Here is a 20190-nt window from a genome sequence, read left to right on the forward strand (position 1 = left end):
TTGCCTCCTTCGTCATTGGATGGATTGCGGAAAAACCGAAAATCTCCTCATCTCCACCTCCTTCGCCGTTATCTGACTCTATTTTCTGACAAACTATGGAAAAGAGGAAGGGCTAAAAATGACTAAGAGGGGTAAAAAACTGATTTTTCTGATAAATATAACGAACGAAAGAAAGAGCCTGCGGCATTTGCTCGAAAAGTCGCTTCGGGCCAAATGCGGTGCAAGCTCGGGAATTTAAGCATATGTAAAAAAGGGTCTGAAAAATAAAAAAACCGCGTATGCGGATTTTTGGCAGATTCTAAGCAGGGGCTCGACAACTCGGCCGAGTCTTAAAAATAGTATGTCCTCGTCATCTATAATATTAGAATAACATGAAGAAAAAGATAAGTCTAGTCTTTTTCGCCGGATTTGGTATGATTTTTTTGCTCTCTGCGCAGGAGCCATTTTCGAGCGGGAAAGGAGTCGCGATTTATGGTTCTGTGGGTGCTGGCCCGGAGCATGGTGCAAAGCCGTTTGCAATATTCGGTTTCCCATGCGGTGCGAACGGCGGCCAGCGTAATATTCGGCATGATCTATGCAGCGATTTGGCAAGGAATCGGCGAGCAGGATTCGCTCGGCGACTTCGGCACGGAAGGCATGGTCGCATATATCGCCTTCAATCAGGTTATTTTATGGCTCACCTTCACCAATTACGGCCTCGGACTGGCGGAGCGGGTGCGGACGGGACAAATCGCGCTCGACCTCGCGCGTCCGCTCCATCTGTTCGCGTTCGCGGCGGGCCGGGAGGCGGGGTCGATGGCGTACAACGCGCTGTTCACCGCTCTGCCATTGTATTTCATTTACTTTTGGATATACGATCTTTCGATTCCGCGCGATCCGGCCGTATGGCTTTGGACGGCGGCCGCCCTGCTCATGGCGGTATACGCCGCGCTCTGCATCGCTTACGCGATCGGACTGGCGTCGTTATGGACCGTCGAAGGCTACTGGCTTCATATGCTGAATTATTCGGTCAACTTCGTCCTCTCTGGCTTTTTGATCCCGATCCAGTGGATGCCGGAGTGGCTGCAGACGGTTGCCGGCTTTTCTCCGTACCCGATCTTTCATTCGATTCCGACCCAATTGTACTTGGGAAAAACGGGACCCGGCACGCTGCTCGTTCCGCTGCTTTGGTGCGCGCTGCTGACGGCGGGAGCGCTAGCGGCGACGAAGGCGGTCAAACGCAAGGTGGAGGTGCAGGGCGGATGACGTGGATGGGAATTTGCTGGCTGCTTTACAAAATGAATGTCAGGGCGAGGATGCAGTATCGCCTGAATTTCGTGCTGATGACGCTGCTCGCCTCCGTCGTCACGGTCGCGGAATTTCTTGGCTTGGCTGTCGTGCTGAACGCCTTCGGCTCGATTCAGGGCTGGGACGTGTGGGAAATCGGCTACCTTTACGGGGTGCTGATGACGGCGAAATTCGCATATCGCGCGTTCGGCTCGGGCATCAACAACTTCGAGCCCTACCTGGTGAACGGCCAGCTCGACCAATTGCTGCTGCGCCCGATGCCGCTGCTGCTGGCCGTCCTGACGTCGCGGACGCGAATGGTCGGCGGCGAACTGCTGCAAAGCTTGGCGGTGCTCGGCGTCTGCATCGCGCAGCTGATGAGCCGCGGCCAGGTCGGCGCGTGGATTTTGCCCCAGACGCTTTTCATCATCGCGACCGGCACCGTCATCATGTTCGCCGTGGGGCTGGCTACCGCCGCCATCGGCTTCTGGATTACGCGGGTGGAGGATCTGTCGGTGCTGACGGACAACGCGACGACGACCGCCTGCCAATATCCGCTCAGCCTGTTTCCCGATTGGCTGCGTACGTTGCTGCTGGCGGTCATTCCGTTCGGATTTATCAGCTACGTGCCGGCCATGCACATCGTCCGCGGAGAATGGGGCGGCTGGACGCTGCCGCTGACGGGGCGGTTGCCGCCGCCGCGCTGGCAGGGGCCCTGGGTCTGTGGCGGATCGGCGTCGCCCGGTATCAAAGCACGGGTACGTGAGCGCGGCGGCCCGGAAAGAGGGGGAAAAGCAAGATGACGAGGAGGATGAAAATGAACGCGAAAATAATGGAAGTCGAAGGTCTCGTCAAAACGTTCGCGGCGCCGGCCCCGCGCGAAGGAAGGTTCGCCGCCGTCCGCTCGTTATGGACGCGCGAGAAACGCCTGGTCGAGGCGGTAAGGCGCCTCGATTTCTCGGTGGACCGCGGCGAGTTCGTCGGCTTCATCGGGCCGAACGGGGCCGGCAAGTCGACGACGATCAAAATGCTGTGCGGCATCTTGCATCCGAGCGAGGGCGAGGTGCGGATACTCGGGCTCAGTCCGCAGCGGGAACGGAAGCGGGTGGCCAGGCGGATCGGCGTCGTATTCGGCCAGCGGACGCAGCTGTGGTGGGATTTGCCGCTTCGAAACAGCTTCGAAATCTTGGCGGCGATGTTTCGGCTCGGCCGGGCGGAGAGCGCGCGGCAGCTGGAGCGGCTCGACGAAGTGCTGGGGCTCCGCGAATTTTGGGATACGCCGGTGCGCAAGCTGTCGCTCGGCCAGCGGATGAGGGGCGACCTGGCCGCGGCGCTGCTCCACGATCCGGAGCTGCTCGTGCTCGACGAGCCGACGATCGGCATGGATGCCGCCGCCAAGCGCCAAATCCGGGCGCACCTGAAGCTGCTGAACGAGGAGCACGGCAAGACGGTGCTGCTGACCACGCACGATATGGACGACATCGAGCAGCTGTGCCGCCGGGTGATGGTTATCAATCGCGGGGAGTGCATTTATGACGGAAGCAGGGAAGGGCTTCGCGGACGAATCGGCATCCCGACCGTCATCCGCGTGGCCTATCGCAGCCTCCCGCAGATGCCCGATTCCGACGGACGGGATTCCGGCGCGTTTCAGATCGTCGGCCTAAAGGACCGGGAACTGACCGTTTCCTGCAACCGAAGCCGGATTCGGGTGATGGACGTGCTTCGCGAGCTTGGCGAATGGGGGGAAATCGAAGACGTGCATGTGGAGGAACCGGACTTCGAGGACGTCGTCCATCGAATCTATTGAAAAAGCGGGGCTTGCGGCCCCGCCGGACGGTCATTCGTCAGCTTTGAAGCATCGGTCTTACTTCTTCGATGACGCCCGCAAGCTCCTTGGAGCTTGCCTCGTACATGGCTTTGGCCGAAGGATCGCGCGTGGACGAAGCGAACAGCTCCAAATCCGCCTGCGCTTTTTTCAGCGTGGAGAACAGCAAAGCTTTCCCTTGCGGCGCCGGGGTTTTGATTTTGTCGTCGTACAGATCGATGTACAGCTGCTGGTAGGCGTCGACCTGCGCGAGAAACACGTTGTCCAGCGTGACGCCGATCTTTTCCAATTCGGTCATCAGCCAGCCGGGACTCAGCTCGAGCGTGGCCAGCGGCTCGTACATGATTTTTCCGTCGATGACGACGGTTTGGGTTTCAACCTCGTTGACGGTGCGGATGCCGAGGTGGCTCGCCGACAAGGGCTGCTTGTCCTTTTTCAGCAGCACGCTTACTTCCCCGTTCGTCTCCATGACGGCGAATTCCACGTCCGCGAGGTTGAACACGCCCTTGCCCCGCAGCTGGGAAAGCATTTCATCCGCCGTCAGCCGCTCTTTCTTTAAATTGTCCTCCATGATTTTTCCTTCCTTGACGATGACGCGGCCTTTGCCTTCGAAGATGCGGCGGGCGGTCTTGCTTTTCAGCGTCAGCAATTCGAACAGGAACGGCACCACGAACCAGACAAGCAAGGCGAGCGTGCCATGCCAATAGTTCGCTTCGATATCGGTGGAGATGAATCCGGCCAAGGATCCGAGCGTAATGCCCAGCACGTATTCGAAAAAGGTCAGCTGCGAAATCTGTTTTTTCCCCAGGATCCGGGCCATTAGAAACAACATGGTCAGCGCTCCGAGCGAACGAAGCAAAATTTCGGACGAATCCGGCATCGTCACTGCCCCTTTCGGCTCCGTTTAAGGCCGTATTCGCGTCCGTCTCCGGCGCTTCGATCGCGACCGCGTGCGCGATGCAGGGGATCGATTCGCCCTGCTGCACGGCCAACGGAGAGAGGAGGGCGCCCGTGGCAACGACCAGGACGCGGCGAAGCTCTTTTTTGCGGATTTTTTTCAAAATATGACCGTAGGTCACGACGGCGGAGCAGCCGCAGCCGCTGCCCCGGCCTGGACCATCTGCTTGTCATAGTCGTAAATGAGCATGCCGCAGTCGCGGTAACGGGTTTTATGCATCGGAATCCGGTGTTTTTCGAACAGATCGCAGGCGATTTCGTAGCCGACTTTGGCCAAATCGCCGGTGACGATAAGATCGTAGTGATCCGGACCGACGCCAAGGTCCCGGAAATGGGACGTGATCGTATCGACGGCTGCCGGAGCCATCGCGGCCCCCATATTGAACGGATCCTTGATGCCCATGTCGACGACGCGTCCGATCGTGGCCGAGGCGATGACGGGGCCGTCCCCGGATTCGGACACGACCGCGGCGCCCGCACCCGTGACCGTGTATTGGGCCGTCGGAGGCTTCTGCGACCCGTACTCCGTCGGATACCGGAACTGCTTTTCGATGCTGGAGTTATGGCTGCAGGTAGCCGCCAGGGCGTATTTGGCCCCGCCGGTCCCGACGAGGTAGGAGGCGACCGCCAGGCTCTCCATCGACGTCGAGCAGGCGCCGAAAACGCCGAGGTACGGCACGGAAAGCGTGCGCGCGGTATAGCTCGTGCTCGTGATCTGGTTGAGGAGATCCCCGCCGACGTAAAATTGGATTTGATCCTGCGTCAAGCCCGCGTACTGGATCGCAAGCTTGGCCGCCTCCTCGAGCATCGTCTGCTCGGCTTGCTCCCAGCTGTTCTGTCCTACGAGGGAATCGCCGTGCACGATATCGAAATCGCCGCCAAGCGGCCCCCTGCCTTCGAACGGTCCGACGACGGACGCGGACGCGGCGATGACCGGCTTCCGCCGAAACTTCCAGCTTTGATGTCCTTTTAGCATATCGTCACCCCCCGCGTACGATTAATCGGACGATCGCAACCGCAAAGGCGGCTACCGTCCCAAACACGATGACGCTTCCGGCCAGCTTGAACATCTGGGCGCCGACGCCGAGGACGAGTCCTTCGCTCCGGTGCTCGATCGCAGCCGATGCCATCGAATTGGCAAACCCGGTCACGGGCACGGCGGAGCCCGCTCCCGCCCACTGGCCGATCTTGTCGTACACGCCCAGGCTCGTCAAAACGACCGAAACGATAATCAGAATCGCGACGGTCGGATCGCCCGCCTTTTTCTCGTCCCAGCCCGCAAAGTGCACCAACGCCTGCTGAATGCATTGTCCGAGCAAACAAATCGCGCCCCCGACCGCGAACGCCCGCGCGCAGTTGCGCAATACGCTCCGGGAAGGTTCGCGTTTCCAAGCCATAATTTGATACTCCCGCTGGACAGGGGTCAATTTTTTCGTTTTGCTGCTGCCGATGGCGCTCAAGCCCCCCTTCGACCCTGATTTACTATTTGAGGATGCCTCCAAACCGGGTTTTTAATCATCTTGAAGTTCTGACTTAAATTTACAGTTTAAGCTCGTATGAATAGGGACGCCGTTAGGAAAGATGTACTTTGGATTCGCCAAAAAAGAAGGAGGAAACGAAATGACCGTCGCATCTCAAGTCAAAACTTGCCTCGCTTCGCTGAAAAGCGCGCAGGCCAGCCTGGAACAGTTCGCTCTCGGTACGCAAAACCAGGACGCCAAAACGCTGTTTACGAACGCGGCCTCGCAAACGCAGCAAATCGTGCAGCAAGTCGAGACGCGCGTGCAGCAGCTGGAGAATGAAGAACCGCAATATAAGGGATTCTAAAGAAACCATGGTTTGCCCAAGGAGGGCGAAGCGCCGGACGCTTCCCCTCCTATTTCGCTAAGGAGGCCTAACATGCGTTTTCAACGGAAAATCGCGCTGCTTTCCGCAGGATTTTTGCTGCTCTTTTCATCCGGCGTGCCCTCGTCTTCGGCGGAAGCGCCTTACAATAGATCCTATTACGAAACCCGGGGAGAAGTCGTGTGGGAAGTGCCGGGCAACGAGAAGCTGGTCGCGCTCACGTTCGACGACGGGCCCGATCCGGAGGATACGCCGCGAATTTTGGATATTCTGAACAGGCACGGCGCGCGGGCGACTTTTTTTGTTATGGGCAAAAAAGCGCGCGAGCATCCCGAAATCGTGCAGCGGGAAGCGCGGGAAGGGCATGAGGTGGCGAATCATACGTTTTCGCATCTTGTGCTCGGCCGCTCCGTGCCGGCTTCCCGCATTCGCGAGGAGATCGTGGCGACGCAGGAAGCGATCGCGGAAGCGACCGGCCGCACGTCCCACCTGTTTCGTCCGCCGGAGGGCGTTTTCGATCCCCATGTGCTGGAGGTCATCAAGCGCGAGGGGCTTCAGACGGTCATGTGGTCGTGGCATCAGGATACGCACGACTGGTCGCGGCCGGGAGCGGATCGGATCGTCGGGACGGTGCTCGGGCATGTCCGCAACGGCGATATCGTGTTAATGCACGATTTCGTATACGGACCGAGCCAGACGGTCGAAGCGCTGTCCCGGATTTTGCCGCAGCTGAAAAAGGAAGGGTTTCGCTTCGTTACCGTTTCCGAGCTGCTCGGGCATAGCCGCGCCGTCGGCAAAAATAACGATTGACATCTAAAGTGAGAACGATTATCATTTCAATCATAGCGTAAAATCAGGGTGAGAATCGTTTTCAACCATATATCAGAACGAGCGGGGAGAGGATTCCATGTCGCGTCTAAGCACGAAACAGCTGTCTCTCGGATACGGAAGCAGACGCATAGTGGAGGAGCTGGATTTGCTTGTGCCGGACGGGAAAATAACCGCCCTGGTCGGCTCCAACGGATCGGGCAAGTCGACGATTTTGAAATCGATGGCGCGGATTTTGAATCCGCTGGGCGGCGGCGTCTATTTGGACGGAAAGCAGATTCACCGCCAGCCGACGAAGGAAGTGGCGAAGCAGCTGGCGATCCTGCCGCAAAATCCGACCGCGCCGGAAGGGCTGACGGTTCGCGAGCTCGTCTCGTTCGGCCGGTATCCGCATCAGAAAGGGTTCGGAACGCTGACGACGGAAGACCTGCGCATGGTCGATTGGGCGCTGCAGGCGACCAATATGTCCGATTTCAGCGAGCGTTCCGCCGACCAGCTGTCGGGCGGACAACGCCAGCGGGCATGGATCGCGATGGCGCTGGCGCAGGGAACCGACGTTCTGCTCCTTGACGAGCCGACGACGTTCCTCGACATGGCGCACCAAATCGAAGTGATGATGCTGCTCGAGAAGCTGAACGCGGAGCAGCGGCGCACGATCGTCATGGTCGTTCACGATTTGAATCATGCCGCCCGCTATGCGCATCACCTGGTGGCCCTGAAGCAGGGGACGGTGCTGTACGAAGGCAAGCCGGATGAAGTGATGACGCCGGAAATGCTGCGGGTCGTTTTCGGCATCGACGCCGACGTGATTCCCGATCCGAGGTCGGGCACTCCGATGTGCCTGCCGTACGGCCTGGCGCCGGAATTGCCGGGGGGAGCGCAGGCGCAGACGGGAGAATCCCGCCAGCTGCAAGGAACGGCGGTCGCGGCGGTGGGCTAGATATCGCCGCCGGCACGCGGAGAATATACTTAAGCTACAGCGGTCGCTCCTGCCAGGGGCGGCCTTTTTCCGCCTATCGTTGTCATTGCTCGCGGCCGACTGTAAAATGAAGGTATTCCGAGCCGGGGGAGAGCGGTCCGCGCAAGGCCGATCCGGCAGACCGGCGCGGCTTGGGGAGATCGGCATTAGCGGATCGACGAAAGGAATGAAAGCGTTACAATGCCGATCCGCCTGCCTGATGCCGAGATTTCGGCTTCTCCAGTCCTTTTGCTTTTCCAAGGGCCGATCGGCGCGGAAGGCCTCAACCTGCGTTTGTCCCGGACGAACCCGGCTCCAATCGGACGTGCCCGCGTTCGAACGTTTATTCGCGGATTACTATTTTTTCATAGACTATGGAGGGTTGCGTCCATGAATTCGATCGAAGAAGTCGGCCGCCAGGCGTCAGCCATCAAGGAGCAAATCGCCGCCGCCGTCGTAGGAAAGTCGGAAGTCGTGGAGTTCCTCCTCATCGCGCTTCTGGCTTCCGGACACGTTATCCTGGAGGATGTGCCGGGAACCGGCAAAACGCTTCTCGCCAAATCGCTCTCCAAAACGCTCGATTGCGATTTCAGAAGAGTTCAGTTTACCGCCGACCTTCTCCCTACCGACATTACGGGCGTTAATTTTTACAATCAGCAGACCGGCCGGTTCGAGCTGCGCAAAGGGCCGGCTTTTACGAACGTTTTGCTGGCCGACGAGCTGAACCGGGCGACTCCGCGCACGCAGTCCAGCCTTCTGGAATGCATGGAGGAGCGCCAGGTGACGATCGACGGGGAGACGCTGCCGCTCGAGGCGCCGTTTCTGGTCGTCGCCACCCAAAATCCGATCGAAAACCACGGCACCTTTCCGCTCCCGGAAGCGCAGCTGGACCGGTTTATGATGCGGATTTCCGTCGGGTATCCGGCGGCCGGCGAGGAGCTTGAAATTTTGCGTCGCTATTCGGCTCGCGATCCGCTTCCGACGCTTCGGCCGGTCATGGACAAAGCGCGTCTGCTCGCGCTGCAAAGCTTCGTTCCCCAAGTGCGAATAAGCGACGATCTGCTGAACTACATGCTCGCGGTCGTCGCGGCGACCCGCGAGCATGCCGAAATCCTGAGCGGGGTCAGCCCCCGGGGCAGCCTTCAATGGGTGAAGGCCGCGCAGGCCCGCGCCTTGCTGCGCGGTCGCGAATACGTCGTGCCGGACGATATCCGCGCCCTGGCGGCGCCGGTGCTGGAGCATCGCCTTGTGCCGAAGGACGGGTTCGGGTTCGGGCGCGACCAATTGAAAAGCCTGCTGCAGCGCATCGTCGCGGATGTCCCCGTCCCGACGGAGCCGGCGCTCGAACGAGGCCTCGGCAGATGATCATTGTGTGGCTGCTGACCGTGTTCGGGGCTGTCTATTTGGTGCAGCACGGGCTGTTTCGCCTATGGGGCAAGGCCGGAATCGAATATGAGCGAACGTTCAGCCAGCCCTACGTGCACGCCGGCCAGACGGTCGTCATGACGGAAACCATCGTCAATCGCAAGCTGCTTCCGCTTCCCTGGCTGCGAGTGGAAACGATCATGCCGTCGATGCTTCGGTTCAAGCATCAAAACGCGGAAACGGCGATCAGCGCCGGAACTTTGCTGCAAAATCATGCGAGCTTGTTCAGCCTGCCCCCTTTTTCCAAGGTGGTGCGCAAGCATGAGGTGGCCTGCGTGCGGCGAGGGATTTATCGCGTGCCTACGCTAGCTTTCACGTTCGGAGACGCCTTCGGATCGGCAGTCGGGAAAATGGACCGGGAAACGGATTGCTCCATCGTCGTATTTCCCCGGGTGAAGGAGATCGCGGAACTGCCGCTGTCAGCCCGGCGGTTTATGCAGAGCGTGCTCAGCCTGTCGGATGCGTTCATGGAAAATCACCACCATGTGGCGGGGGTGCGCGATTATCGGGGCGGCGATTCGTTTCGGCTGATCAATTGGAATGCGACCGCCCGGACGGGAAGGCTGCTGGTGAACAAACGCGAGACGATGCTGGACAACGATTTGACGATCGTGCTCAATGCCGAATTGATGGACGATTCGACCAATCGGAGAATCGGGCCGGACGCGTTCGAGGAAGCGCTCGGGTACGCCGCCTCGGTCATTCGCCATATGCAGCAAAGCGGGGGCAAATCCGGGCTTATTTTTAACGGAAAAACGGCGGACCCGCACCAAGTTCCGCTTCGGGTCGAGCCGCGCGCCGGGAGCGAACAGCTGCTGCACCTATTCCGCTTGATAGCGGGCTTCGAAGCGGTCGTGAAGCTGGATTTGGTTTACGTGCTGGAGGAATTGCTCGCTTCCGGGGTGCGGAACGCCAATTTCCTGATCATGACGGCCTTTATGACGCCGAAGCAGCAGCAGTTGGCCAATCGATTGCGGCAGTCGGGCAATCGGGTCGAAACGATGCTGTTGTACCGGGAACGGGAGGCTTCCGGATGAGCGACGGACAAAAATCCGGCAAATCGCCAGGCGGGCGGGAACGTTCGCGACTCCGCGGGGAAGGCCGGGCGAAGTCCCTGTTCGCCGCGGCGGCGCAGGCGTGGGCATGGCTGCCGGCTATGCTCGTTCTTGCGGAGACGGCCGGGACGGGCCCTCTGCCGCGATGGCTCGGCGTGGCCGCGGGAGCCGCCCTGCTGGCGGCGGCGCTTGCGGTCGTCCGGCATCTGCCGCGCTGGGTCGTTCGCTTCGCGCTGTTCGGGGCCTTTGTCGCCGTCCTTGCGGGGGCCGTCTTCTACGCGAACGCGGCGCTGCTGCTGCCGGTTCTGTTTCTCGGAGCTGTTGCCTGGCAAAGCGGCCGGCCCCCCGGCTGGCTGGGCATCGGTGCCGCCGGGGTGGCCGTGGCCGCGGTCGTCTCGATCGCGGCCAGGTGGGCGCCGGAGCTTGCCGCCTATCGGCTTTTCTTGGTCCTGACGGGAGTCTTCTGGTTCGTCGTGCTGCTTGCCGCGGGACATAGCAGGCAGCTCGATGCGGCCGGGCTCGGCCAGAATATCGTCACCCGCGCCGTGTCTGCGGCGAACCGGAAGTATTTGATCGGGCTGATTGCGGTCGTGCTCGCGGTTTTTCTGATGACGAGCGGGCTTTCGGCGTGGAGCGCGATCGCGGAATATTTGAATCGGCTTATCCCCGAAGGAGGAAGCGCCGATCCGCCTCCGGCACCTCCTCCTCCCATGCCTGCAATGCCCGAAGGCATGTTTCCCGAAGAGGGCGAGCCCGCCCCCGCATGGCTTCGAAGGCTGATGGACGCGGCGATGTACGCGATCGCCGGAGCCGCGGCGGCGTTTCTCCTGTGGCTGCTGGCGCGCCATTATCTGCTCGACCGTTCATGGTACCGATCGCTGCTCGCACGGTTGCGAAAGCTGTGGCAATGGGTGTTTGCGGAGCGGAAGCCGGAGGGGGTTCCGCTTTACGAAGAAGAGAGGGAAAGCGTCCTCGATATCCGCAAAATGCTGCGGGAGGTTCGCTTGACCCGGGGGCGGGGAGGCATGCGAGCGGGCCGCTTGAACCGCGAGGAGTGGGAAAGGCTGAGCCCGGAGGATAAAGTGAGGCGGCTGTATGAAGATGCCGTTTCGACCGGCATTCGGGCGGGCTTTCCGTTTCGCCCGTCCCGGACGCCGTCCGAGACGCTCGACGAGCTGGAGGCGTGGCTGGCGGAAGCTCCGCCGAAAGCTTCCGCTGCCGCGAGCGGGGCCGGCGGATTGCGCGAATGGCTGGGCGCCGGCAAAAGGCGGCTGCGCGAAGCCTACGAAAAGGCGCGCTACGGCAATGCCGCGCCTTCGGAGGAGGAGCTTCGCGCGTTCGCGGACGCCTACCCGTGGCGGGAGAAAAAGCGGTGAGCGAGTTGAGGCAGCCGGCAGCGCCGGCTGCTTTTTCGTCTATGTTGGATTTTATCCAATCGGCGGAGCGAGAAACGGGAAAACGGCGGTCTACAGTGGATTTTATCCAACGAGAACGGGAGTTTCGGACGAAATCCCCGAAAAAGCTTCGCCAGATTGGACGAAATCCAACGAAGATAGCGAGTTTCGTGAAAAAGCCGGTTTTTGATTGGACAAAATCCAACGAAGCTTCGCCAAACCTAACGCAGCCCTGCGTAACCCTGCATAACCCTGCGCAGCCCTGCGTAACCCTGCATAACCCTGCGCAGCCCTGCGTAACCCTGCATAACCCTGCGTAACCCTGCATAACCCTGCATAACCCTGCATAACCCTGCATAACCCTGCATAACCCTGCATAACCCTGCATAACCTGCGCAGCCCTGCGTAACCCTGCGTAACCCTGCGTAGCCCTGCGTAGCCCTGCGTAACCCTGCGTAACCCTGCGTAACTGCAAGCTGTTCCACCATGTACCTGCACCGAACCTCGTTCGCGCAAGCCTGCCCTAAGTTTAGGGCACCATGCGGCGGCCGGTTGACCGAATGAAAGTCCGTCAAGTTCTCCGACATATTCCCGCCTTCCTTTGCATCTGCCAAAAAGGCCCCGGCAGACTTTTTTTGGCGAAAATGTTGCACTAGGTAAAAACATTTGTATAATATTAAAAAAGAGGCGCCGATAAAAATAATGGTCGTCCAGGAAACATATTTTGATTCGAACAATAAAATAAGAGCAAGCAAGGAGAGGAACGAAATGAAATTCAAATTGGCTTCATCCGTAAAGCGGCTTATTCTTCTTGTCGTGTTTCTGACGCTGGCGATGTCCGTCTTGGCGGCATGCGGAAACGGCACCGGAAACGAAGGGGAAAACGGCGCGAGAGAAGGCAAACTGCAAGTTACGACGACGACCGGCATGATCGCGGATTTGGCGAGGGAAATCGGAGGCGACCATGTCGAAGTGGTCGGCCTCATGGGTCCGGGCGTCGATCCGCACTTGTACAAAGCGACGCAAGGCGATATCGCCAAGCTGGAAAATGCCGACGTGATTCTGTACGGCGGACTTCATCTGGAAGGGAAGATGACGGACATTCTGGTCCAGATGGCGAAAGAACGCACGGTCGTGCCGGTAACGGAAGGGATTCCCGAAGACCGGCTGCGCATTCTCGACGAGGAAACGGAGGACCCGCACGTCTGGTTCGACGTTTCGCTGTGGATGCTGGCGGCGGAAAAAGTCCGCGACGTGCTGAGCGAGGCGGATGCCGCGAATAAGGCGGCCTACGAGCAAAACGCGGAAGCTTACTTAAAAGAGCTCGAGGAGCTTGACGCCTACGTGAAGGAGCAGATCAGCTCGATTCCGGAGCCATCCCGGGTGCTGGTCACCGCCCATGACGCCTTCGGATATTTCGGCGATGCGTACGGAATGGAAGTGGTCGGCTTGCAGGGCATCAGCACGGCATCCGAATACGGCTCCAAGGATGTGATGGCGCTGCGCGACCTGATCGTGGAGCGGGGCATCAAGGCGGTGTTCGTCGAATCGAGCGTCTCGACCCAATCGATCGAAGCCGTCATCGAAGGGGCGAAGGAAAAGGGACATGAGGTTGTCATCGGCGGAGAGCTGTTCTCCGACGCGATGGGAGCCGAGGGCACGCCGGAAGGCACGTACATCGGAATGGTCCGGCATAACGCGGAGACGATCGCGAACGCGTTGAAATAACGGAAAGGGAGGACGACAACATGAGGGACGGAACGGGCAAAACGCCGCCGCTGGCGGTTTCGGGACTGACGGTCGCCTATCAAAAGAAGCCGGTGCTGCGCGACGTGACCTTCGAGATCGCCGAGAAGGAGCTCGTCGGCATTATCGGCCCGAACGGCGCCGGCAAGTCGACGCTGATCAAGGCGATCCTCGGCCTGCAGCCCGCGCTCGCCGGAGAGGCGCTCATTTACGGGAAGCCGTACAAGGACAGCCGGAAGCTGGTCGGTTACGTGCCGCAGCGCGAATCGGTCGACTGGGATTTTCCGACGAACGCGCTGGACGTCGTGACGATGGGCAGATACGGCCATCTCGGCTTGTTTCGGCGCCCCGGAGCCAAAGAGCGCGCGATGGCGATGGACTGTCTGGAGAAGGTCGGCATGGCCGATTACGCGCACAGGCAGATCAGCCAGCTGTCCGGCGGCCAGCAGCAGCGGGTGTTTCTCGCCCGGGCGCTGGCCCAGGACGCGACGCTATATTTTATGGATGAGCCGTTCGCGGGCGTCGACGCGGCGACGGAGAAAGCGATCGTCACGCTGCTGAACGAACTGAAGCGAAGCGGCAAAACGGTGCTCGTCGTCCACCACGACCTGGCGACGGTGACCGATTATTTCGATTCGGTGCTGCTCCTCAACGGCGAGGTCGTCGCCTGCGGGCCGACCGCGACGACCTTCACGCCGGAACTGCTGCAGCGGGCCTACGGCGGCAAGCTGGCCTTTTTGACCAAAGCGGAGCAGCCGGAACCTGTAGGCAGCGCCCGCGAAGGGAAGTGACGACATGCTGAATTTGTTCGCGGATCCGAACCTGCGCTGGATTTTGCTCGGAAGTATGCTGCTGGGCTTGAGCAGCGGTGTGATCGGGACGTTTTCCTATTTGCGAAAGCAAAGCCTGATCGGCGACACGCTGGCGCATGCCGCGCTGCCCGGCATCTGCATCGCCTTCATGCTGACCGGCGTCAAATCGATCGCTCTGTTTCTGATCGGGGCGATTGTCGCCGGCGTCGTGGCGACCTGGTGCATCAGCCTGATCACCCGCCGCTCGCGGATCAAGCCCGATGCGGCTTTGGGCATCGTATTGTCTTTGTTTTTCGCGATCGGGGTCGTCATGCTTACGCGGATCCAGCATTCCCCGACCGGCAACCAGAGCGGGCTCGACAAATTTCTGTTCGGCCAGGCCGCTTCCATGACCTCGTCGGACTTGTACACGCTGGGCGGAGTCGCCTTGCTGCTCGTGATCGTGTGCGGGCTGCTGTACAAAGAGTTCAAATTGCTCAGCTTCGATCCCGGCTACGGCCGCGGCCTCGGGTTTCCCGTCGGCGCGCTGGAGCAGCTGCTGCTGGGGCTGACGACGGTCGCCGTCGTCGTCGGCATCCAGGCGGTCGGGGTCGTGCTGGTCGCCGCCTTGCTGATTACGCCCGCCGTATCGGCCCGTTATTGGACCGATCGGCTGGGCGTTATGGCGGTTCTCGCCGGCCTGTTCGGCGCCCTTAGCGGCGCGGCGGGAACCTGGATCAGCTCCGGCGTCAGCCAGCTGCCGACCGGTCCGATCAGCGTGCTGGCGGCCACGTCCTTTTTCGTCGTGTCGCTGCTGCTCGGACCGAAGCGCGGCCTTGCGGCCAAGCTGCTCGGCCGCAGGACGGCCAAGCGGGAGTGGCTGACGGAACGCGCAAGCGCCGCCGCCCAAACGAAGGAAAGGGGGCCTCGATATGAGCGGATTCTGGATTATGCTGGTCGGCGCGATGGTGGCCGCCTGCTGCGCCATCCTCGGCTCCTTTCTCGTGCTCCGCCGCATGGCGCTGGTGGGCGACGCGATCAGCCATTCCGTGTTGCCGGGGATCGTGATCGCCTTTCTGGTCAGCGGGTCCCGCGACTCGTTTTTCATGCTGCTGGGGGCGGCGCTCGTCGGCTTCGTTACCGTCTTCCTCATTCAAATGTTTCAATCCAGCGGCTTGCAAAGCGACGCCTCGATCGGAGTCGTGTTCACCGCCCTGTTCGCCGTCGGCGTCGTGCTGGTCAGCCTGAACGCGCGGAACATCGATCTCGATCTGGATTGCGTCCTGTTCGGGGAAATCGCCTACGTCCAATGGAACGTGCTGGAGATCGGGGGAACGGCGCTCGGGCCGAAGGCGGTCTGGCTCGTCGGGTTTGCGCTGTTGGCGATCGTCGCGGTCGTCGGTCTCTTTTACAAGCAGTTCAAGATATGCGCCTTCGATCCCGCGCTCGCTCTCGCGCTGGGCATCCCGGTCGCCGTCTTCCATTACGCGCTGATGGGCCTGGTGTCGCTCGCGACGGTCAGCTCCTTCGAGAGCGTCGGAGCCGTCCTCGTCGTCGGCCTGCTCGTCATTCCGCCCTCGGCGGCCTATCTGCTGACAGACCGGCTCGGCCGAATGATCGGCATCGCGGTCGGGATCGGCGTCGCAAGCTCGGTCGCCGGCTACTACGCCGCCGTTTGGCTCGACGCGTCCATCGCGGGCTGCATGGTATGCGCCGCCGGCGCGCAGTTCGCGCTCGCGTTCCTGTTCTCGCCGAAGCACGGCCTGGCGGCGAAACGGCGCCGCCGGCTCCGCTCGGCGCTGGCCGGTCAAGCGGGCTGACCGGGGGCGGCCGATCCGGCGTGACTCGCCGGACGAACCGGGCGGCGCCCGTCCGCCGACTCCCTATCCCGGCCCTCGTGCCGCCGCTTCTTGTTGGCGGCTTCGCGGGGGCCGATTTTCATGAAAGAACCGCTATGGTAATATAAGTGTGCAATGGGATGTCCAGACCGTTGGGCTGCGGCGCCGGATGCGGTCAGGAGCGCGTCGCCTTCCGGTATTCCCGGGGGGATTGCCGGGTGATTTTTTTGAACGTTTTGCCGAAATGCGAGAAGTTGTCGAATCCGACGGACGACGCGATTTCGGCGATCGTCGCTTCGCTGTCCCGCAGCAGGCGCTGCGCCTCCTTGATGCGCGTCAGAATCAAATAGTCGGAGAAGGCGAAGCCGGTCACTTCCTTGAACATGCGGCTCAGGTAGTACGGACTGATGAAAAAGCTCTCGGCCACGCCGCCCAGCTTGACGGGCTCGTGGTAGTGCTCGTTCAGGTAGCGGACGATTTCCGAGATTTTGGCGTGCAGCGGCGTCGAGTCGAAGACGGGAACCGGCTCGTTGTCCAGCAGGTAGCGCGCGGTCGCAAGGAGCAGCTCGACGATGCCGGCGGCGGGCGTCAGCTCGTAGCCCGGCGGTTTGTTCCGGATTTCGGCGACGATGCGGCGGATCGTGCCGGCGACGGCTTTTTGTTCGGCGAGCGGGAGCCGGATGACATGGCTTTTCTGCTCGAACGGGCTGAGCAGCAGCTTGGCGTGAGGGCCGCCCCGTTCCCGGATGAAGGCGTCGCCGAAATGGATGACGACCCGCTCGTGGCCGGATTCGCCGGCGTGCAGCGTTTTGTGCAGCTCGTTTTTGGCGATGAAGACGAGGTCTCCCTGCTCCACCGTGTACGTGCGGTCTTTTACAAAGTAAATGCGCTTGCCGGACAGCAGGTAGTAAATTTCGTAATACGAGTGGAAATGGTCGGATTGCATCGTGTACGGTCCGCTTCGTCTTACGTATTCCACGAAGTGGTCCGTTTCGAGGCCGTAACGGCTCGTTTCCCATGCGGTCGGCGGCTGCATGCGTCGGTCTCCTTTCGAATGCGGGAACAAAAAGCAAAATATGCGGGGTTTCTCGGAAAAAGGGCATCATTTTAGCAGAATTATAGCATTTCGTTGCTTTAGAATAAAAGCAATTCCCGCATATCGAGAGGAGAACGCCATCATGTCAGCGAAAAAGAAATACGTACTGGTCGGAACGGGCGGCAGAGCCGAATTTTTCTATGGCGCTATTGCAAGCGATTTCAGGGAAACGTCGGAGCTGCTCGCGTTTTGCGATATCAACCAGACGCGCATGAACTACGCCAACAAGCTGCTGGCCGAAAAATACGACTACCCGAGCGTCCGCACGTACAAAACCGACGAGTTCGACCGCATGATCGAAACGGAGAAGCCGGATTTCGTCATCGTCACGAGCGTGGACCGCACGCACCATACGTACATCATCCGGGCGATGGAGCTCGGCTGCGACGTCATCACCGAGAAGCCGATGACCGTCGACGAGAAAAAATGCCAGGAAATCGTCGACGCGGTCGAGCGCACCGGACGCAACGTCCGCGTGACGTTCAACTACCGCTACGCGCCGCACCATACGAAGGTCCGGGAGCTGATCGAGTCCGGCGTCATCGGCAAAGTGAACGCCGTTCATTTCGAATGGCTGCTCAACACGAAGCACGGCGCCGACTATTTCCGGCGCTGGCACCGCGACAAGCGCAACAGCGGCGGGCTGCTCGTGCACAAGTCGACGCACCACTTCGATCTCGTCAACTTCTGGATCGGCTCGCAGCCGGAAACGGTGTTCGCGTTCGGCGACCTGCTGTTCTACGGCCGCGAAAACGCCGAGCAGCGCGGCGTGACGAAATTTTACGAGCGCGCGACCGGCAACCCGAACGCGGAAGGCGATCCGTTCGCGCTGCCGCTGGACGGCAACGAGCATCTGAAGGCGATGTACCTGGACGCGGAACACGAGGACGGCTACCGCCGCGACCAAAGCGTATTCGGCGACGGCATCAGCATCGAGGATACGATGGGCGTCATCGTTCGCTACCGGAACCAGGCGATTTTGACGTATTCGCTGACCTCGTATGCGCCGTGGGAAGGCTACCGGATCGCGTTTACGGGCAGCAAGGGACGTCTGGAGCTGGAGGTCGTCGAAACATCGTACGTCAACTCCGGCGGCAAAAAGTCGGACGAAGGGGCGCTCGAAGGCATCCGCTTCACCGTGCTGCCGATGTTCGGCGCACCGTACAAAGTCGAGTTCGAAAAGAAGCAGGGCGGCCACGGCGGCGGCGATCCGGTGCTGCTGAACGATCTGTTCGGGGTTCCGGTTCCCGACAAGTTCAACCGCGCGGCGAACCATGTCGACGGCGCGAGGTCGATTCTGACGGGCATCGCGGCGAATCGTTCCATCCGGACCGGGCAAGCCGTGCAAATCAACGATCTGGTCAAGTTCCACAACTAGCAATCGGACAATCGGGAGCGGGCGAAGCGGCGAAGGCTTCGTCCGCTTCGCCATGACGGTTCGGGAAGCATAAGCGAAGGAGACGAATGCCGATGAAGCCTTTTTTGGACGATAACTTCCTGCTGGGCAACGAGACCGCGGTCAAGCTGTATCACGATTACGCGGCCAAAATGCCGATCATCGATTATCACTGCCATTTGAGCCCGAAGGAAATCTACGAGAACCAGTCGTACGAAAATCTGACCCAGGTGTGGCTGTACGGCGACCACTACAAATGGCGGGCAATGCGCACGAACGGGGCCGAAGAAAGCCTCGTGACCGGCGGGGCGGGCGTGTCCGACTACGACCGGTTTCTGGCATATGCGAAAGCGGTTCCGGCGGCCGTCGGCAATCCGCTGTATCACTGGTCCCATCTGGAGCTTCGGCGGTACTTCGGCGTCGAGGAAATTTTGAACGAGAAAAACGCTCCGGTCATTTGGGAAAAGGTGAACGCCCAGCTCGCCCAAGGCGGCTTTTCCGCCCGCGACCTGATCGTCAAATCGGGCGTCGAGGTCATCTGTACGACGGACGATCCCGTCGATTCTCTGGAATATCACCGGCTTATCAAGGACCTGCCGGATTTCGAGGTCAAGGTGCTGCCGTCGTTCCGTCCGGACAAGGCGCTCGAAATTCGCCGGGCGACGTTCCTGCCGTGGCTGAAGCAGCTGGAGCAGGCGGCCGGCCGGGAGGTGCGCGATTACGACGCGCTGCTGGCTGCTCTCGCCGAGCGGATCCGCTTCTTCCACGAGACGGGCTGCAGGGTTTCCGACCACGCGCTGGACGCGATGGGCTACGCGGAGGCGACCCGGGACGAGGCCGCGGCGATTTTCGCCAAGGCGCTGGCGGGCGAGCCGATCGACGCGGAAGAGGAACGGAAGTACAAGACGTTCACGCTGCTGTTTTTGGGCCGGGAGTACGCCAAGCTGGACTGGGCGATGCAGTTCCATATGCACGCGCAGCGCAACAACAACAGCCGCATGTTCGAGAAGCTCGGTCCGGATACGGGCTACGACTCGATTTACGACGGCCCGGTCGCGGGTCCCCTGGTCCGGCTGCTGGACGCGCTGGAGCGGGACGACGCGCTGCCGCGTACGATCGTGTACTCGCTTAATCCGAACGATCTGTACGCGCTCGGCACGGCGATCGGAAGCTTCCAGGGCGGAGGAGTTCCGGGCAAAATCCAGCTGGGCTCGGCCTGGTGGTTCAACGATACGAAGGACGGCATGCTGGACCAGCTCAAGGCGCTCGGCAACACGGGGCTGCTGGGACGGTTCGTCGGCATGCTGACCGATTCGCGCAGCTTCCTGTCGTATACGCGCCATGAGTATTTCCGCCGCATCCTGTGCAACCTGCTCGGCGAATGGGCCGAAGACGGGGAAGTGCCGCGGGACTTCGATTTGCTGGGCGGAATGGTCCAGGACATCAGCTACCGGAACGCGAAGGCCTATTTCCAATTCGGTTAAATCCGAGCGCATCCGAAGCATCAGCCGCTTCGACACGGTTCGTTCCTATCGGGACGGCCGGTCCGGGGCGGCTTTTTTTCGCGGCCGGGAAGGAAAAGACGACGAAGCCGGCTTTACCCGCTTTTGCCCGCCTCTTTCGAAAACTCCCTGCATCCTTTTTTTTGCGCCAACGTAACCCTTAATGTAGCCTTTTTGCCCCGCCTAAAGTCCAGTCCGAAAACCGACGCAGGTTCATGACGGGCCGTGCAGCGATTCTTTATAATAAAACCTGCAGGCCGTAAAAGAG

At 60.5% G+C, this 20190-nt stretch carries 17 protein-coding genes and 2 pseudogenes; 15 read left to right on the top strand and 4 right to left on the bottom strand.

All coding sequences use genetic code 11. The annotated features are described in order from the left end of the window. The first annotated feature begins 471 nt into the window (after positions 1-471). The 3 genes from JW799_RS08925 to JW799_RS08935 are packed head-to-tail and all read left to right on the top strand — an operon-like array spanning position 472 to position 3073. A complete protein-coding gene (locus JW799_RS08925) occupies positions 472-1245 on the top strand; it encodes an ABC transporter permease (protein ID WP_080832076.1) in 774 nt (257 codons plus the stop codon). Further along, positions 1242-2069, top strand: coding sequence for an ABC transporter permease (locus JW799_RS08930; protein ID WP_205429457.1), 828 nt, complete (start codon positions 1242-1244; stop codon positions 2067-2069). The genes JW799_RS08925 and JW799_RS08930 overlap by 4 nt, the downstream gene beginning before the upstream one ends. 14 nt (positions 2070-2083) lie before the next feature. Continuing rightward, positions 2084-3073: an ABC transporter ATP-binding protein gene (locus JW799_RS08935; protein ID WP_080832074.1), complete on the top strand. Its 990-nt coding sequence runs from the start codon at positions 2084-2086 to the stop codon at positions 3071-3073. Positions 3074-3110: 37 nt separating this feature from the next. Here JW799_RS08935 and JW799_RS08940 read toward each other — a convergent pair whose 3' ends face one another. The 3 genes and pseudogenes from JW799_RS08940 to spoVAC all read right to left on the bottom strand — a co-directional run bounded on the left by JW799_RS08940 (position 3111) and on the right by spoVAC (position 5499). Further along, complete coding sequence (locus JW799_RS08940; protein WP_080832073.1) at positions 3111-3971, bottom strand: DUF421 domain-containing protein; 861 nt, start codon at positions 3969-3971, stop codon at positions 3111-3113. Positions 3972-4023: 52 nt separating this feature from the next. Then, positions 4024-5024, bottom strand: a pseudogene (spoVAD, locus tag JW799_RS08945) (stage V sporulation protein AD); the annotation flags it as partial. A 4-nt stretch (positions 5025-5028) separates the two neighbouring features. Further along, complete coding sequence (gene spoVAC / locus JW799_RS08950) at positions 5029-5499, bottom strand: stage V sporulation protein AC (RefSeq protein ID WP_080832196.1); 471 nt, start codon at positions 5497-5499, stop codon at positions 5029-5031. Between the two features lie 169 nt (positions 5500-5668). On the opposite strand from spoVAC, the gene JW799_RS08955 reads away from it, so the two are divergent. From JW799_RS08955 to JW799_RS09000, 10 genes and pseudogenes are all read left to right on the top strand, one after another. Continuing rightward, entirely contained in the window at positions 5669-5875 is a 207-nt protein-coding gene (locus JW799_RS08955) for a DUF1657 domain-containing protein (RefSeq protein WP_080832071.1), read from the top strand. A gap of 72 nt (positions 5876-5947) precedes the next feature. Next, positions 5948-6703, top strand: a complete 756-nt coding sequence (locus JW799_RS08960) for a polysaccharide deacetylase family protein (RefSeq protein ID WP_205429458.1) — start codon at positions 5948-5950, stop codon at positions 6701-6703. 97 nt (positions 6704-6800) lie between these two features. Beyond that, positions 6801-7661, top strand: a complete 861-nt coding sequence (locus JW799_RS08965) for an ABC transporter ATP-binding protein (RefSeq protein WP_080832069.1) — start codon at positions 6801-6803, stop codon at positions 7659-7661. 408 nt (positions 7662-8069) lie between these two features. Continuing rightward, the gene (locus JW799_RS08970) at positions 8070-9044 is read left to right on the top strand and encodes an AAA family ATPase (protein ID WP_080832068.1); all 975 of its coding nucleotides are present in this window, start codon (positions 8070-8072) and stop codon (positions 9042-9044) included. Further along, positions 9041-10141, top strand: a complete 1101-nt coding sequence (locus JW799_RS08975) for a DUF58 domain-containing protein (RefSeq protein ID WP_205429460.1) — start codon at positions 9041-9043, stop codon at positions 10139-10141. Before JW799_RS08970 ends, JW799_RS08975 begins: the two co-directional genes overlap by 4 nt. After that, on the top strand, positions 10138-11535 hold the full coding sequence (locus JW799_RS08980; protein WP_205429462.1) for a DUF4129 domain-containing protein: 1398 nt from the start codon (positions 10138-10140) through the stop codon (positions 11533-11535). The genes JW799_RS08975 and JW799_RS08980 overlap by 4 nt, the downstream gene beginning before the upstream one ends. 786 nt (positions 11536-12321) lie before the next feature. After that, positions 12322-13281: a metal ABC transporter solute-binding protein, Zn/Mn family gene (locus tag JW799_RS08985; protein WP_080832064.1), complete on the top strand. Its 960-nt coding sequence runs from the start codon at positions 12322-12324 to the stop codon at positions 13279-13281. Positions 13282-13301: 20 nt separating this feature from the next. Continuing rightward, the gene (locus JW799_RS08990; RefSeq protein ID WP_205429464.1) at positions 13302-14090 is read left to right on the top strand and encodes a metal ABC transporter ATP-binding protein; all 789 of its coding nucleotides are present in this window, start codon (positions 13302-13304) and stop codon (positions 14088-14090) included. 4 nt (positions 14091-14094) lie between these two features. Next, positions 14095-15015, top strand: a pseudogene (locus JW799_RS08995) (metal ABC transporter permease); the annotation flags it as partial. Between the two features lie 7 nt (positions 15016-15022). Next, on the top strand, positions 15023-15910 hold the full coding sequence (locus JW799_RS09000) for a metal ABC transporter permease (protein ID WP_080832061.1): 888 nt from the start codon (positions 15023-15025) through the stop codon (positions 15908-15910). A gap of 193 nt (positions 15911-16103) precedes the next feature. Here JW799_RS09000 and JW799_RS09005 read toward each other — a convergent pair whose 3' ends face one another. After that, positions 16104-16964 carry a helix-turn-helix transcriptional regulator gene (locus JW799_RS09005; protein ID WP_080832060.1) on the bottom strand — a complete coding sequence of 287 codons (861 nt, stop codon included), beginning with the start codon at positions 16962-16964 and terminating at the stop codon, positions 16104-16106. A 142-nt stretch (positions 16965-17106) separates the two neighbouring features. Between JW799_RS09005 and JW799_RS09010 the strand changes: the two genes are divergently transcribed. Further along, positions 17107-18402 (top strand): Gfo/Idh/MocA family protein, encoded by a 1296-nt coding sequence (locus JW799_RS09010; RefSeq protein ID WP_080832059.1) that lies wholly within the window; start codon positions 17107-17109, stop codon positions 18400-18402. A gap of 92 nt (positions 18403-18494) precedes the next feature. Next, positions 18495-19904 (top strand): glucuronate isomerase, encoded by a 1410-nt coding sequence (gene uxaC, locus JW799_RS09015; RefSeq protein WP_205429466.1) that lies wholly within the window; start codon positions 18495-18497, stop codon positions 19902-19904. Positions 19905-20190 lie beyond the last annotated feature (286 nt).

Source organism: Cohnella algarum, from assembly GCF_016937515.1.
Lineage (GTDB): Bacteria > Bacillota > Bacilli > Paenibacillales > Paenibacillaceae > Cohnella > Cohnella algarum.

Coding starts and splice junctions, on each gene's coding strand:
- JW799_RS08925 (WP_080832076.1), top strand. CDS start 472: ATGGTTCTGTGGGTGCTGGCCCGGAGCATGGTGCAAAGCCGTTTGCAA.
- JW799_RS08930 (WP_205429457.1), top strand. CDS start 1,242: ATGACGTGGATGGGAATTTGCTGGCTGCTTTACAAAATGAATGTCAGG.
- JW799_RS08935 (WP_080832074.1), top strand. CDS start 2,084: ATGAACGCGAAAATAATGGAAGTCGAAGGTCTCGTCAAAACGTTCGCG.
- JW799_RS08940 (WP_080832073.1), bottom strand. CDS start 3,971: ATGCCGGATTCGTCCGAAATTTTGCTTCGTTCGCTCGGAGCGCTGACC.
- JW799_RS08955 (WP_080832071.1), top strand. CDS start 5,669: ATGACCGTCGCATCTCAAGTCAAAACTTGCCTCGCTTCGCTGAAAAGC.
- JW799_RS08960 (WP_205429458.1), top strand. CDS start 5,948: ATGCGTTTTCAACGGAAAATCGCGCTGCTTTCCGCAGGATTTTTGCTG.
- JW799_RS08965 (WP_080832069.1), top strand. CDS start 6,801: ATGTCGCGTCTAAGCACGAAACAGCTGTCTCTCGGATACGGAAGCAGA.
- JW799_RS08970 (WP_080832068.1), top strand. CDS start 8,070: ATGAATTCGATCGAAGAAGTCGGCCGCCAGGCGTCAGCCATCAAGGAG.
- JW799_RS08975 (WP_205429460.1), top strand. CDS start 9,041: ATGATCATTGTGTGGCTGCTGACCGTGTTCGGGGCTGTCTATTTGGTG.
- JW799_RS08980 (WP_205429462.1), top strand. CDS start 10,138: ATGAGCGACGGACAAAAATCCGGCAAATCGCCAGGCGGGCGGGAACGT.
- JW799_RS08985 (WP_080832064.1), top strand. CDS start 12,322: ATGAAATTCAAATTGGCTTCATCCGTAAAGCGGCTTATTCTTCTTGTC.
- JW799_RS08990 (WP_205429464.1), top strand. CDS start 13,302: ATGAGGGACGGAACGGGCAAAACGCCGCCGCTGGCGGTTTCGGGACTG.
- JW799_RS09000 (WP_080832061.1), top strand. CDS start 15,023: ATGAGCGGATTCTGGATTATGCTGGTCGGCGCGATGGTGGCCGCCTGC.
- JW799_RS09005 (WP_080832060.1), bottom strand. CDS start 16,964: ATGCAGCCGCCGACCGCATGGGAAACGAGCCGTTACGGCCTCGAAACG.
- JW799_RS09010 (WP_080832059.1), top strand. CDS start 17,107: ATGTCAGCGAAAAAGAAATACGTACTGGTCGGAACGGGCGGCAGAGCC.
- uxaC (WP_205429466.1), top strand. CDS start 18,495: ATGAAGCCTTTTTTGGACGATAACTTCCTGCTGGGCAACGAGACCGCG.